Below are 14,148 nucleotides of genomic sequence, written 5' to 3'. Positions count from 1 at the left end.
CAATAAAGAGATAACCAAGCACTACTCTAGATGAGGCTGGCAATAATTAGCGGGAATATGAAGGTAGTAAGGTAGTAAGGTAGAGATAATAACCTAAACAAACGCCCTTTCCCTTGCTACCGAAATAACAAACTAAAGGGCGTTGTCGATACATAAGGCTAATCAGCCCTAAGCAATTTTTTCTTTAATCTTCGTTCTCAGTTCTTTGTCATACAATGATGGCTCACCTTCAGGGCGAGTTTTGAAACGACGATGTAGCCACATATATTGCTCTGGAGCCTCGAGAATAGATTGCTCGACAACCTTGTTGACGAATGCTGCTGCCTTTTCAGGTTCGTTACGAGGAAAGTCATGCAGTGGCGGTGAAATTTTTACCGTGTACTGACCAGAATTACAGTCTCTTACGAAAGTAAATGCAAGCACCTCACATTTAGCGCTATCGACTATCAAACTAGTACCCATCGTCGTACAGGCATTTTCAACTGCAAATAAAGGCGCAAATGTACTACGGCGTAAACCGTAATCATGGTCTGGTGCATACCAAACTCGTCCACCTGATTTCAAGGCTCTAAGCATGCCTTTGACATCTTTACGGTCAATCAAAGTTCGGTTTGAACGACTACGGCCTTTACACTGAAAATAATTGAAGCAAGCGTTCTTATTTGCTCGCTGTACACCGATACCCGACTTCATAGTGCCAAAAGCACGGGCACCAAGCTCAAGATTCATTGAATGCACAGCAATAAAAACAGCCCCTTTTCCCTGCTTTTCTAATGCTTCGATATGTTCCATGCCTTCAAACTTAACATGGCGCTTTACCCTGGCATCAGACCAAAACCATGCCATACCCGTTTCAAGCAGAGCGAGACCTGAGTTATCGATATTTTCCTTCACCATTTGTTTTCTAGCTGCTTCGCTCATTTCAGGGAAACAGAGCTCTAAATTACGTTCAATCGTAAAACGACGCTTTTTCATAAAGCGAAGTAGAGTTCGTCCTAACCCTTGCCCTAAACGGCGTTGAAATGAGTATGGTAGTAGGCTTAACGAGAACATCACAGCGATGAGCAATAAAGTTGGCCAGTAACGTGGGGATAACAGCGTCCAAGAAAATGGAGGAGCGACAGATTTGCTCATGGTTTTATATTCACAATGCTAGACAATTCTTTGTAATCACCTGAAGTTGGTAATTACCCAATCAATACCAGCATAATATTACGTCTTTTTTTTAATTAATAGCTTTATTACCCTTTATACTCAATAATTGAGTACTTATTCTATTTTTCGACAAAAAGCGCATACAAACCCTATCAAAAGCTTAAGATTTTATAATTTTAGTCAACAGAATATTGGTCAAAAACGGCTCATAAAGACAACTTTTTGTATAAWAAGAGCCGTTTTGACCAGAACTAAAATAAAACACTGTACATCAAGCTGTTTTGCTTAGAAGCCTTCCACACCTTTCATGTCTGGTAAATGGTGGGCAATACCTTTATGGCAATCAATGCACGTTTTAGTTCCATCAGCAAGATTGCTCGCATGCTGCGTAGAAGCTCGCTTTGACTGTTGGGTAAAGTCCATATAGCTAAATTCATGACAATTACGGCACTCTAATGAGTCATTCTTTTTCATCCGAGTCCACTCACGTTCAGCCATATGCAATCTACGTGCTTCAAATTTCTCAGGTGTTGAAATCGCACCAGTCACCCAAGCCCACACTTCTTTTGATGCCTGCATTTTACGCGCCATTTTGTCTGTCCAATTATGCGGGACATGACAATCAGAGCAGATTGCTCTTACTCCTGTTCGGTTTGTGAAATGGATGGTTCCCTGTATCTCTTGGTAAACGTTATCTTCGTGGCAACTAACACAAAATGTTTCTGTATTAGTAAACTCCATGCCTGTGTTAAACGCCCCCCAGAAAAAGATACCAGCAACAAATCCACCGAGAGTTAAAAAACCTAGGCTAAAGTACTTCGCGGGTGAACGGATTAACGTCCACCATTTTTTTATCCAGCCCCACATACGCTTTCCCCCTATTTCGTTTCGCTCAATAGCGTATCGAGGTCGGTAAACGTATTACCTACCGCAGGTTTCACATCAGTTTGAACAACATGGCACTGCTCACAGAAATAACGTCGAGGGGATAATTCAGCCAAAAAATTTCCATCACGATCCATATAGTGCGTAACACTGATCATTCTCGCCTGAGTTTCTTCAACACGGCTTCTTGCGTGACAAGACATACATTTGTTCACATTTAAATCAACTTGATAATTATCAATCTTATGCGGAATTATCGGTGGCTGCATTGGGTAGCTACGCTTGGGAATAACATCTGTATTGAGCGTTTTACTCATTGCAGGTGGTTCCGATTCTTGATTAAGTGCAAAACCACGCAATGTCGCAAGCTCATCGCCATTAATTACTGCTGTAGCGCCAATAACAGCGGTGGCAAACAACAGTAAAAGCACTGAAATGAAGTGTTTCATCTGGTTTCTCCTACGCCTTTACAATTTTGACTGCACACTTTTTAAAGTCAGTTTGCTTTGACAGTGGATCGGTTGCATCAAGCGTGACTTTATTAATTAACTGACTTGCATCAAACCAAGGAACATATACCAAGCCTTTTGGTGGTTTATTTCGCCCCCGAGTTTCAACGCGAGTAATAATTTCACCTCGTCGAGAAACCACTTTCACCGCATCACCGCGACGTAAACCACGTGATTTTGCGTCATCCGGGTGAATAAATACTTGTGCATGAGGATAAGATTTGTGTATTTCAGCCACCCGTTGAGTCATAGAGCCTGAATGCCAATGTTCAAGAACACGCCCTGTCGATAACCACAAGTCATATTCTTTATCTGGGCTTTCTGCTGGCGGCTCATACGGTAAGGCAAATATGATGGCTTTACCGTCTGGCTTGCCATAAAACTCAAAACCAGCTCCCTCTTTAACGTATGGATCAGCGCCTTCGCGGTATCGCCATAATGTTTCCTTACCATCTACCACAGGCCAGCGAAGCCCTCGTGTTTCATGATAAATATCAAAAGGTGCTAAGTCGTGCCCGTGGCCACGGCCAAACTCCGCGTACTCTTCAAACAAGCCTTTTTGCACATAGAAACCGTATTCGGTTGACTCATCATTGGCGTGACCTTCTGCGATATCTTCCAACGGGAACTTATCAATTTGCCCATTTTTGTAGAGCACATCAAAAAGCGTTTTTCCTTTGTAAGATGGATTTGCATCGAGCAACTCTTCGGGCCACACTTCGTCGGTAGTAAAACGTTTAGAGAATTCCATCAACTGCCATAGGTCAGATTTCGACTCACCTGGCGCCGACACCATTTGGTGCCAAAGCTGTGTACGGCGCTCTGCGTTACCATATCCGCCTTCTTTTTCTACCCACATTGCAGCGGGTAAAATCAAATCTGCGGCCTGAGCCGTCACAGTAGGATAAGCATCAGAAACAACAATGAAATTATCAGGGTTGCGATAGCCCGGTAACGTTTCCTCATTAATATTTGCGGCAGCTTGAAGATTGTTATTTACTTGAATCCAATAAGCATTAATTTTCCCGTCTTTTAGCATTCGACTCTGTAATACCGCATGCGCACCAACTTTTCCTGGAATAGTGCCATCAGGCAGTTTCCAAATTTTCTCTGCTGTTTTCCGGTGCTCTGGGTTTGCCACAACTAAGTCGGCTGGTAGTCGATGTGAAAATGTCCCAACTTCTCGTGCTGTACCACAAGCAGAAGGTTGGCCTGTTAATGAAAACGGACTATTTCCTGGTGTAGATATTTTCCCGGTAAGTAGGTGGATGTTATAGACCAAATTATTACACCAGACACCTCGGGTGTGTTGATTGAAGCCCATGGTCCAGAAAGACATGACTTTAACCTTCGGGTCGGCATACAGTTCTGCCAATTCAATTAATCTATGCGTTGGAACACCAGACATTTCACTTGCTTTTTCAACGGTATATTCCGAGACAAATGACTTGAACTCATCAAACGTCATTGGCTCCGAATCACCACTATCTGGATTTTTCGCTTGTTGCTGTAATGGGTTTTCAGGACGAAGACCATAACCGATATCGGTTGCTCCTCGTCTAAAATTCACATGCTTATCGGTGAAGTCTTTATTCACCTTGTCATTACTAATAATGTAATTAGCAATGAAGTTTAAGATAGCAAGATCAGATTGAGGGGTGAAAATAATCGGAATATCAGCTAACTCAAAGCTTCGGTGTTCAAAAGTAGAAAGTACAGATACTTTAACGCCAGGGTTCGACAGCCTTCTATCTGTTACGCGGGTCCATAATATGGGGTGCATTTCAGCCATATTTGAGCCCCATAAGACAAAAGCATCGGCTTCTTCAATGTCATCATAACAGCCCATCGGTTCATCGATACCAAAGGTACGCATGAACCCGACGACAGCAGACGCCATACAGTGACGAGCATTGGGTTCGATGTTATTAGAACGGAAGCCCGCTTTCATTAATTTTGATGCCGCATACCCTTCATAAATCGTCCACTGGCCAGAACCAAACATGCCAATGCCCTCTGGACCTTTATCTTTCAATGCCGCTTTCCATTTTTCGGCCATAATATCGAAAGCTTGATCCCAACTGATGGCTGTAAAATCACCCTCTTTGTCATACTTCCCGTCTTTCATTCGCAGTAATGGCTGCATAAGGCGGTCATCGCCATACATGATTTTCGATAAGAAGTAGCCTTTAACGCAATTCAGGCCACGATTAACCGGTGATTTTATATCACCATGAGTAGCAACGACCTTTCCATCTTTGACACCAACATTAACTGAACAACCCGTACCACAGAAACGGCACGGCGCTTTTTCCCAATCGAGCTGTGTCAGTGATCCATCAGTAACAACATTACTCGCGACAACGGGAATTGACATCCCCGCCGCGGCAGCTGCTGAGGCAGCGGCTTGTGCTTTTAGAAATTTACGCCGAGAACATTTCATTATGACCTCTCCAATCTATTGCTATACATTTACGTATCTTTTTCTTGCACTTCTATGTAGTTAGCGAAGCGCTACCCAGTCACCACTTGTAAAAACCATACAAAAAACCCGTAACCGCCAACGACCGCAACGGCTAAAATAGGGAATAGGATGATGGTAATAAACAAGAAAGCTTTTAACTCTGAACGCTGCCGATTTTGCTCTGTCATCACACGTTCCTTAGAAAGTACATACAGGTAACTCTAGTTAGCTTCCATGAAATTGATAACCTTATAAGTAGAAAATACGAATAAAGCTGAATAGCTCATAGAAGCTCGGATAATGTTATCGTGGGCCAACGGTGTTAAAGTAAATATAAATAGATAATGATTTAAGGATGTTAGCGTGCAAGTAAGCAAAACCAAGACCAGTTTCTATCGACGACTCTATGTGGCACACCTCATTGATACTGGTATCACAACAGTACCTGACATTATTGAATATACCGGCATGCCGCGCCGTACTGCGCAAGATACAATTAAGAGTTTGGCTGAACTGGATATCGTCTGTCAGTTTGTACAAACGGAAGGAGAAAGGAATCGAAGTGGAAAATATGAAATCAGTGACTGGGGGGCGATAAATAGAGTGTGGGTAACTGAAAACATTACTGACATTAAATCAGTGCTTGATTACCCATAACGACGAGAAAGGGGGAGATTGATACGTTGTTATCAACCTAACCACCTTCTCGTTATATTTTTTATAGGCAATTCAATAAACAAACACGATGCGGTGTTATTTTTTCTTATTCATCATTGCTTTTAAATCAGCAAAAGGATTAAACGTCGCCGCTTCATGATCATTCTCACCCGCTTTTACGACACTGCCCATTTGATTGTCCGCTTCCGTGTACTTTTCATGTTCATGGTCATGGCAAAATAAGCAAAGTAATTCCCAATTACTTCCATCCGCAGGGTTATTCGTGTGGTCGTGATCAACATGGTGAACAGTCAGTTCACGAAGGTTTGAATATACAAATTCACGAGAACAACGTCCACATACCCAAGGATATAGTTTCAGTGCTTTTTCTCGGTAACCTTGCTCTTGTCGCGCATAGGCAGCACTTGTTCCGTAAAAATCTGATGACATGTTAACACCCAAAATTCAGTCTAAATCAGCCATGATTTTACCTAATTTTTCGCACAATGCCCGCTTCGAATGCATAAATTTATGAATTAACACAACGAATGTCATGAAAATACGCTAATAGTGAAGGTAATAAATCGCGTCATTTACAGGGTATCACGTACTAATGGGTACTATGACAATATCCTGTTAAACCTATTTTGTTTACAATTCGAGCTATAGAAAAGCTAAATGCTCAAATGGGACAAAAAAATGACGGGTTTCGATGTAATGCAACTTGATTATGATAACATTCGACCCAAACTATTAATTGTGAACCACTATTTCACTGCATAGAGAAGACGGATATGGCTTTTGATTTTTCTGAACTAACTGTAGATTTATCGGCAATGCCGACAACGATTGATATGGGACACGCTTGGCTTGGTGGCCTTTTAGCTGTCATGCTCGTTCTATATATTGCCAAGAAAGGCAAACCTGTTGAAATCGAGAAAGTTGTTGAGAAAGAAGTCGAAAAAATCGTTGAGGTTGAAAAACCTGTCGAGAAAATTATTGAAGTAGAAAAAGTTGTCGAAGTAGAAAAAATCGTTGAAAAAATTGTTGAAGTTGAACCAAAACTAAAAACATCAACGCCGGACTCAGCACTTCAGCTATTATCGCTACTTCAACAAGAAGCACGTTTTATCGATTTCATGCAAGAAGACCTAAAAGGTTTTGCTGATGCAGAAATCGGGGCTGCTGCCCGTGTTATTCACGAAGGTGGGCAGAAGGTCCTTAACGAATACTTCAGCTTTGCCCCTGTTCGTAATGAAGAAGAAGAAACTCGCATTACTCTGCCACAAGGCTTTAATGCTTCTGAAGTAAGACTAACAGGTAACGTTATTGGCGAAGCACCTTTCACTGGAACCCTTATCCACCGCGGTTGGAAAGTAACAAACGTTAAATTGCCAAAATTGGCTGAAGGCCATGATGCACACGTTGTTGCCGCCGCTGAGGTTGAACTGTAATGCAAGATATTCAAGAACACCGTTACAGTGTTGGTATCGACTTAGGTACTACGCACTGTGTTTTATCATACGTTGATCTTCAAGATGAAGACGCAAGCGTCAACGTTATGCCTATTGCTCAATTAACAACTCCGGGCAATGTTGAAGAGAAAGATCAGCTTCCTTCATTTATGTACCAAGCCCACGAGTCTGAACTGGCTGAAGGTGATACGGCGCTTCCATGGAGTACCCAGCCTACCGCAATCGTTGGTGCTATGGCGCGCTCTCTGGGTAGCAAAACCCCTATTCGCTTGATTGCAAGTGCAAAAAGTTGGCTTTGCCACGGCGGCGTTAATCGTCGTGATGCATTTTTGCCACTCAATAGCCCTGACGAAGTAGTAAAAGCGTCACCACTAGAAGCAACACGTAATTACCTAGCTCACCTTGCTGATGCTTGGAATCATCAACACCCAGAAACACCGTTGTTTGATCAAGATGTCACCATTACTGTTCCTGCGTCTTTTGACCCAGCAGCACGAGAACTAACCGCTGAAGCGGCACGTGAAGTGGGCTTCAAGCACATGACGTTGCTAGAAGAACCGCAAGCGGCTGTTTATAGCTGGTTGAAAAACAACGATGACACATGGCGTGACCAAGTAAACGTTGGTGATGTCATTTTGGTTGTTGATATTGGTGGTGGTACCACTGACCTTTCACTTGTTGCAGTAACAGAAGAAGACGGCAACCTGACACTTAACCGTGTTGCGGTTGGTGATCATATTCTTCTTGGTGGCGACAACATGGATCTGGCGCTAGCCTACCGCTTAAAGATGAAGCTGGCTCAAGAAGGTAAGCAACTTCAGCCTTGGCAGGTCCAAGCGATTACGCATGCTTGCCGTGATGCAAAAGAAGCGCTTCTTAGCGATGAAAATTTGCAATCAATGCCAATTGTTGTCCCAAGCCGAGGCTCTAAGCTTCTTGGTGGCACGCTGCAAACAGAGCTAACTCAAGAAGAAGTTCAGCAAACATTGGTAGAAGGCTTCTTCCCTCGCAACAGCGTTGAAGAACACCCTGTTGAAATGCAGCGTGGTGCGCTTACACAAATGGGACTTCCATACGCACAAGACGCTGCGGTTTCACGTCATGTTGCTGGTTTCCTTAGCCGTCAGTCTTCTGCAGTTGACGAGCTGTTCGAAAAGTATGAACAACTTCACGAAGGTTTCATTCGCCCAAGTGCCATTCTTTTCAATGGTGGTGTGCTGAAATCAGACTTACTATCTAACCGTTTACTGTCCATCATCAATAGCTGGCTCACAACTGCTGATAGCCCTGAAGCTAAACTACTTGAAGGACTTGATTTAGACCTTGCGGTAGCAAGCGGTGCTTCATACTACGGTTCAGTGCGTAAAGGCAAAGGCGTTCGTATTCGTGGCGGTATTGCAAGTAGCTATTATGTGGGTATCGAAAGCTCTATGCCTGCTATTCCTGGTATGGAGCCGCCATTAGAAGCTCTTTGTGTTGCTCCATTTGGTATGGAAGAAGGAACGCATGCTGACGTGCCAAGCCGCGAATTTGGTTTGGTTATAGGCCAACCCGTTCAGTTTAAGTTCTTCGGTTCGACAGTTCGTCGTGATGACCCAGCCGGTACACATCTAGATTGGTGGCAGCCAGAAGAACTGGAAGAGCTACCTGCAATTCAGGTAACACTGCCAGTCGTCGAAGGACGAACAGCGGGCGAAGTTGTCCCCGTTCGTCTTGCTTCTCGTGTTACTGAATTAGGCACTCTTTGCCTTGAAGCCTTGCCAACTGATGGCGGTGAAAAGTGGCAAGTCGAATTTGATGTTCGCGAAAAATAAGTAATACTAAACGGCGCTATTTATTAGCGCCGTTTTCTTTTTTATATCACTCACATTTTATTGACCGTTGCTTCGCCAACTTCAAGTAAATATTGAAATCAAAGAGTTGGCGCAGATACTTATATCAATCATCGGTATAATACTGCCGGCAAGGTTTGGTTAAGATACTCACCTACAACCTTCATATAAAATAATCAGAACGATCAGCTCTGGAGAAATACATGTCTTCCCCTCGTTATCTTGTTGGTATTGACTTAGGGACTACCCACACTGTTGTTGCCTACACCCTTATTTCAGATGAACTCGAATCAAGCCCAATTACAATATTTGAAATTGATCAGCTTATAGCCCCTGGCGAGGTTGCACGTAAGCCACTACTGCCCTCTTTTCGCTATCATCCGGCAGAAGGTGAAATTGACCCATCTCAAATGGTATTACCGTGGGACATTGAACAAGTTAATGGTGATATTAAGCATGCCATTATCGGTGAGCTGGCACGAGATCTTGGAGCCAAAGTTGAAGGTCGGYAAGTTGTCAGTGCCAAGAGTTGGTTATCGCATGCTGGTGTTGACCGTAGCGAGGCTATTTTACCTTGGTCGTCGAACAATAATGTAGAAAAAGTATCACCTGTTGTCGCAAGTGCTAGCTACTTAAACCACGTTCGTCAATCTTGGGATTACCATCACCAAGATGCCAAACTTAACGACCAAGAAGTCGTCATCACCGTCCCCGCTTCTTTCGATGAGGCTGCACGAGCATTAACACTTGAGGCTGCCTCAATGGCTGGTCTTGATAACATATTGCTTTTGGAAGAGCCTCAAGCCGTATGTTATGACTGGTATGCTAAAAATAAAGATAACGCAGAAGCACTACTGAAAGACATTCCACTACTGATGGTTTGCGATGTAGGCGGCGGTACCACTGATTTAAGTTTGATAAAGGTCGGAACTAAAGACGACAAACTAACACTCGACCGTATTGGTGTTGGCGATCACCTTATGCTTGGAGGTGACAATATTGATTTAGCTTTAGCCCATAAAGCGGAACAACGTTTACACGGGGCAACCAAAAAACTCAGCGCGTCAGGGTTATCAAAGCTGATCCAACAAACCCGAAAAGTAAAAGAAAAGCTTCTCGCAGGTAATGCACCTGAAACAGCAAAAGTAACGATGTTAGGAAGTGGCTCACGTTTAATTGGTGGTGCAAAAAGTATCGATCTTACCCGCGATGAAGTTCATGACATTGCATTAAACGGCTTTTTCCCAAAAACTGACTTCAACGTTCAACCAAGCCAGCGCCAAGCCGCGGTTGTTGAATTTGGTTTGCCTTATGCAGCAGATCCTGCCATTAGTAAACACCTTGCTCAATTTATTGAATTACATGATACGGTTTGCAGAGAATCACTCAACGGCAGCAACTTAGTTGTAAACGAACACCTACCTGCGATTCCTGCGGCCGTATTACTTAATGGTGGTGTATTTAATAGCCCACTACTTTCGGAGCGTGTTTTAGATACCTTTACCCACTGGAGAGGTGACACTGTCACTGAGCTAATGAACCCTCACCCTGATTTAGCCGTTGCCTACGGTGCCGTTGCTTATGCGAAAGCACGTCATGGTGCTCAACTTAAGATTGGAGGAGGTTCAGCCCGTTCTTTCTTTCTTACCTTAGAGGGTAAGAAGAAAAATAAACAAGGCTTATGTATTCTCCCTAAAGGCATTGATGAAGGCACAGAAATCAGGCTTAAAGATCGCAAGTTCGCACTTACTCTAGGTGAGCCTGTAAGATTTAATTTAGTTTCATCAACAGATGATAGCCATACTCAAGCTGGCGAGCTATTCCCCGTTGATAGTGATAGTTTTGTCTCCTTACCTCCATTCATTGCGACATTAGACAGTGAGCGCGATCGCGCTGAATTGGCTGCTAACCAAAAAGACCGAGAAGAGGTCACTTTAGCTTGTCAGTTAACAGAAGTAGGTACATTACAAATAGAATGTGTAAGTACAACAGACGATGCTAAACGTTGGAAGGTTGAATTTGCCATCCGTAAAGATTTGGCCAAGCTAAACCAAGGCGATAAGGCATCAACCCTTGCACAATCGGCCCTACCCGCTCGAATTGACGATGCAATTACACTAGTGAAGCAAGCTTATGGTGGCAGTACTAAAAATGCCGATCCTAAAGCAATTAAAACCTTACGTAACCAACTAGAAAAAATGTTAGGTAAGCGTGATAACTGGGAAACACCTGCTTTACGTGAACTTGCTAACTCACTTTTAGACAGTAAGAAACGACGTAGACGCTCTGATATTCACGAACGTAATTGGCTCAAGCTTACGGGCTTTACCCTACGCCCAGGTTTTGGCTACCCATCGGATGAATGGCGTATGGAACAAGTATGGGCACTGTACCAACATGGCATTCAGTTCGATAGCAATACCCAAACATGGAGTGACTGGTGGACATTTTGGCGACGTGTCTCTGGTGGCTTGAATCAAGAACAGCAACTGATTATTTACAAAGACATAGCCAAATACATAAACCCAAGTGCCGTTCGTGACAGCAAGTTAGCCAAAGAGATGCAAGAGCGCAGTTACGAAGATATGGTTCGTCTTGCTGCGTCGCTTGAAAATTTGCCGTTCGATAAAAAGCTTCAACTTATTGAATGGATTTTTGGCCGTTTACAGAAAGCACAATATGCACAAGCACATTGGTGGGCTATTGGACGAATTGCAACACGTAGCCCTTTCTATGGAAGTGCGCATAATTTACTCAGTGCTGAGCATGTCAGTTATTGTTTACCTGAGTTAATGGACTTTGATTGGCGTAAAGATCAGAACATCGCTTTCGCGGCAGTTATGATGTGTCGAATGACGGGAGACCGTACATTAGACATTGATGATGTAAATCGAAATGCGGTGATTGAGAAGCTAAAATCTAGCAAAGTGCCAGAAAGTTGGCTTGAAATGGTATCAACCGTCAAGGTACTGACGGAGAGTGAAACTAAGCGCGTATTCGGTGATGCACTACCAACAGGATTATGCTTAATCGATTAAGGTTCTGTTAGGGTTCAGCTGGTAATCTTCTTCTCATAAATAAAAACTAATTTTTCGCCTTGATATATTTGCGAGGCGAATCTATTTATGCCTAGCGAGTACGACTATAATGAACCGAACACAATTCCAACTTATCTCTCAGCGAATTTTCAAGTCAGATAATCAACGCGTCGCAGTAGAAGCGGTAATTTTTGATGGCCTTTCTAGCTATGAAGCTGAAAAACGTTTTGATGTGCCAAAAGGCACATTGTCTCGTAATGTACGTAAATACAAGCGTGAAGTTGATTACCTTCAAAGCATTGTAGCTGCATAATAAAAACGGAGAGCGAAAGCTCTCCGTTTTTACATCTAGATGACCCAGCCCAAAATCACATCTTCAGCATATCATCTCGACCACGTAACCATGCAGACGCATAGAAGAATGCAATCCCCAAAACAATGAGCATTACATTGTTAAATAGCCCAAAACTAACATATGTGTCTACCGGGACTGCGCTTGTTAAAATGGATGCAGGCAACCAATATATTTCAGCGAGTGCATCACCCGCACTACTGCTACCCGTTGCTTGATACATTGCTATTTTAAACATCACCACGGCAAGAATAGCCGTTAGAAGTGGGTAACGAGTAAGTTGCGAAACGACAAAGAAGCCACAAGCTAAAGGAAATAAAGCAAGGCTCATCACAGCTAAACGCCCAATAAAACTTACCCAATGAACGCCTAACGATGTTAGTGAAATCGTAAATGATGTGAGCATATCTGCTGACATAAAGAATGTTGCAAGCAGCCAAACAATAAAGTCAGAGAACAGTAATAATATTGAAGCAATAATAGGGACAATACAGAGAGCAAAGATCAGCTTCGCAGCAATCGCTAAATGATCAGACACTGGCATTGAACGCCAGAACATTAAGCTACCTTCCTGTTTTTCTTTCCTAAGGGTTTTAGGAACGTAAATCAGAAACAAAACTAAGTAAAGTACACCTGCGACAATTTCATTCAATTTACCAATTAGCCCAGCAAATTGACCACTGCTGTCTCCCCAGTCAAACAGCCCTGCACCGCTAGTTTGTACCGAAAAAGAAACGTTATCGCCACTCATTACCATTGCAAAATTAATCACCGCAAACAGGGCAAGAAAAAGGGGAAGCTTAACGACCACACTGTATTCTATAAGCTCTTTTTCTAAAAGCGTCTTTAGCCTTTTCATTACGCCTCCTGCTGCACGGCAATAAATATCTCGGCAAGTGTAGGCTTTACAACCTCTCCAAGTGATGCCATTTTATCGTTCTTTGTTACTTCATACATACACACCGATGAATTAACACCTTGTTGAATATATATCGGACGAGCTGATTGGGCTTGCTTTAACTTACTGTCAGGCACAGTCACTTTACAGTATCGGTTAATAACTGTATCAATGTCGCCACTAACCACTGATTTACCACGCTTAAGTATTAATACATCCGTGAGTAAATGGTCGATTTCATCCACCTCGTGGCTTGCTATAATTAAGGCCCTATCACCCTCTTTAAACCACGCCATTAACTGCTGGTAAAATTTCTCACGGAACATTAAATCTAAGCCTAAAGTTGGCTCATCTAAAATAAGTAATTTCACATCTGTAGACATAACCAAAGCAAGATGCAGCTGAACCTTCATCCCTTTTGATAAACGCCCAATCTTTGTCTTTTGTTGAATATCGGTTTGAGACAAAAACGCGTGAACCTTTTTCTGGTCGAAAGCACCATGAACACCCTCGATATATTTAATAATTTGTTTTACAGTCATCCACTCAGGTAACACTGCAACATCGGAGATATATGCTAGCTGTTGAACGATATTAACTCGTTGTTTCTGTGGCTCTAAGCCCAAAACGGCAAGGTTCCCTTCATAACTATGAGCCCCTAAGATGCTCTTTATTAAGGTAGATTTACCAGCGCCATTATGCCCAAGTAAGCCCAATACCTGCCCTGTACGTAAATCAAGATTAATATCCATTAGGGCACGAAAACGCCCGTAAGATTTACCTAAAGAATCAGATTTAACTAGTGTTTCCACGCTCACTTAACCTATACATGTCAGTTTCAGTTATTTTATACCAAACATGTAAAGTCAAACAAAGCATTGAG

Annotated in this window: 13 protein-coding genes; 5 read left to right on the top strand and 8 right to left on the bottom strand. The window is 42.8% G+C overall.

The genetic code is table 11. The features are described 5' to 3' along the window. Positions 1–168: 168 nt before the first annotated feature. From lpxL to L4D78_RS17095, 5 genes are all read right to left on the bottom strand, one after another. Positions 169–1,134 carry an LpxL/LpxP family Kdo(2)-lipid IV(A) lauroyl/palmitoleoyl acyltransferase gene (lpxL, locus tag L4D78_RS17115; protein ID WP_428468062.1) on the bottom strand — a complete coding sequence of 322 codons (966 nt, stop codon included), beginning with the start codon at positions 1,132–1,134 and terminating at the stop codon, positions 169–171. A gap of 306 nt (positions 1,135–1,440) precedes the next feature. Next, positions 1,441–2,022, bottom strand: a complete 582-nt coding sequence (locus L4D78_RS17110) for a NapC/NirT family cytochrome c (protein WP_428460685.1) — start codon at positions 2,020–2,022, stop codon at positions 1,441–1,443. A gap of 11 nt (positions 2,023–2,033) precedes the next feature. Then, complete coding sequence (locus tag L4D78_RS17105; RefSeq protein WP_428460686.1) at positions 2,034–2,489, bottom strand: nitrate reductase cytochrome c-type subunit; 456 nt, start codon at positions 2,487–2,489, stop codon at positions 2,034–2,036. 10 nt (positions 2,490–2,499) lie between these two features. Beyond that, on the bottom strand, positions 2,500–4,992 hold the full coding sequence (napA, locus tag L4D78_RS17100; protein ID WP_428468061.1) for a nitrate reductase catalytic subunit NapA: 2,493 nt from the start codon (positions 4,990–4,992) through the stop codon (positions 2,500–2,502). A gap of 71 nt (positions 4,993–5,063) precedes the next feature. After that, positions 5,064–5,201, bottom strand: a complete 138-nt coding sequence (locus L4D78_RS17095) for a periplasmic nitrate reductase, NapE protein (protein ID WP_428468060.1) — start codon at positions 5,199–5,201, stop codon at positions 5,064–5,066. 175 nt (positions 5,202–5,376) lie between these two features. Between L4D78_RS17095 and L4D78_RS17090 the strand changes: the two genes are divergently transcribed. Next, positions 5,377–5,670, top strand: a complete 294-nt coding sequence (locus L4D78_RS17090) for a winged helix-turn-helix domain-containing protein (protein ID WP_428468059.1) — start codon at positions 5,377–5,379, stop codon at positions 5,668–5,670. A gap of 96 nt (positions 5,671–5,766) precedes the next feature. Here L4D78_RS17090 and L4D78_RS17085 read toward each other — a convergent pair whose 3' ends face one another. Then, entirely contained in the window at positions 5,767–6,120 is a 354-nt protein-coding gene (locus L4D78_RS17085; protein ID WP_428468058.1) for a YajD family HNH nuclease, read from the bottom strand. 344 nt (positions 6,121–6,464) lie between these two features. Here L4D78_RS17085 and L4D78_RS17080 point away from each other — a divergent pair, with 344 nt between their 5' ends. The 4 genes from L4D78_RS17080 to L4D78_RS17065 all read left to right on the top strand — a co-directional run bounded on the left by L4D78_RS17080 (position 6,465) and on the right by L4D78_RS17065 (position 12,328). Continuing rightward, positions 6,465–7,124 carry a DUF2760 domain-containing protein gene (locus L4D78_RS17080; protein WP_428468057.1) on the top strand — a complete coding sequence of 220 codons (660 nt, stop codon included), beginning with the start codon at positions 6,465–6,467 and terminating at the stop codon, positions 7,122–7,124. Beyond that, positions 7,124–8,959, top strand: coding sequence for an Hsp70 family protein (locus L4D78_RS17075; RefSeq protein WP_428468056.1), 1,836 nt, complete (start codon positions 7,124–7,126; stop codon positions 8,957–8,959). The genes L4D78_RS17080 and L4D78_RS17075 overlap by 1 nt, the downstream gene beginning before the upstream one ends. Positions 8,960–9,180: 221 nt before the next feature. Further along, a complete protein-coding gene (locus L4D78_RS17070) occupies positions 9,181–12,015 on the top strand; it encodes an Hsp70 family protein (protein WP_428468055.1) in 2,835 nt (944 codons plus the stop codon). 109 nt (positions 12,016–12,124) lie between these two features. Continuing rightward, positions 12,125–12,328 (top strand): helix-turn-helix domain-containing protein, encoded by a 204-nt coding sequence (locus tag L4D78_RS17065; protein WP_428468054.1) that lies wholly within the window; start codon positions 12,125–12,127, stop codon positions 12,326–12,328. A 55-nt stretch (positions 12,329–12,383) separates the two neighbouring features. Here L4D78_RS17065 and L4D78_RS17060 read toward each other — a convergent pair whose 3' ends face one another. Next, positions 12,384–13,226, bottom strand: a complete 843-nt coding sequence (locus L4D78_RS17060) for an ABC transporter (protein ID WP_428468053.1) — start codon at positions 13,224–13,226, stop codon at positions 12,384–12,386. Then, a complete protein-coding gene (locus L4D78_RS17055; protein WP_428468052.1) occupies positions 13,226–14,077 on the bottom strand; it encodes an ABC transporter ATP-binding protein in 852 nt (283 codons plus the stop codon). The genes L4D78_RS17060 and L4D78_RS17055 overlap by 1 nt, the downstream gene beginning before the upstream one ends. Positions 14,078–14,148: the final 71 nt, after the last annotated feature.

This window comes from Photobacterium minamisatsumaniensis, assembly GCF_050336695.1.
Taxonomy (GTDB): domain Bacteria; phylum Pseudomonadota; class Gammaproteobacteria; order Enterobacterales; family Vibrionaceae; genus Photobacterium; species Photobacterium minamisatsumaniensis.
The sequence above is the reverse complement of the archived record's forward strand: the minus strand, read 5'-3'. Positions and strand labels throughout refer to the sequence as shown.

Bases quoted from the DNA above. Each gene is read 5' to 3' on its own strand.
- L4D78_RS17065 (WP_428468054.1), top strand. From the start codon at position 12,125: ATGAACCGAACACAATTCCAACTTATCTCTCAGCGAATTTTCAAGTCA.
- lpxL (WP_428468062.1), bottom strand. From the start codon at position 1,134: ATGAGCAAATCTGTCGCTCCTCCATTTTCTTGGACGCTGTTATCCCCA.
- L4D78_RS17060 (WP_428468053.1), bottom strand. From the start codon at position 13,226: ATGAAAAGGCTAAAGACGCTTTTAGAAAAAGAGCTTATAGAATACAGT.
- L4D78_RS17095 (WP_428468060.1), bottom strand. From the start codon at position 5,201: ATGACAGAGCAAAATCGGCAGCGTTCAGAGTTAAAAGCTTTCTTGTTT.
- napA (WP_428468061.1), bottom strand. From the start codon at position 4,992: ATGAAATGTTCTCGGCGTAAATTTCTAAAAGCACAAGCCGCTGCCTCA.
- L4D78_RS17075 (WP_428468056.1), top strand. From the start codon at position 7,124: ATGCAAGATATTCAAGAACACCGTTACAGTGTTGGTATCGACTTAGGT.
- L4D78_RS17085 (WP_428468058.1), bottom strand. From the start codon at position 6,120: ATGTCATCAGATTTTTACGGAACAAGTGCTGCCTATGCGCGACAAGAG.
- L4D78_RS17110 (WP_428460685.1), bottom strand. From the start codon at position 2,022: ATGTGGGGCTGGATAAAAAAATGGTGGACGTTAATCCGTTCACCCGCG.
- L4D78_RS17105 (WP_428460686.1), bottom strand. From the start codon at position 2,489: ATGAAACACTTCATTTCAGTGCTTTTACTGTTGTTTGCCACCGCTGTT.
- L4D78_RS17080 (WP_428468057.1), top strand. From the start codon at position 6,465: ATGGCTTTTGATTTTTCTGAACTAACTGTAGATTTATCGGCAATGCCG.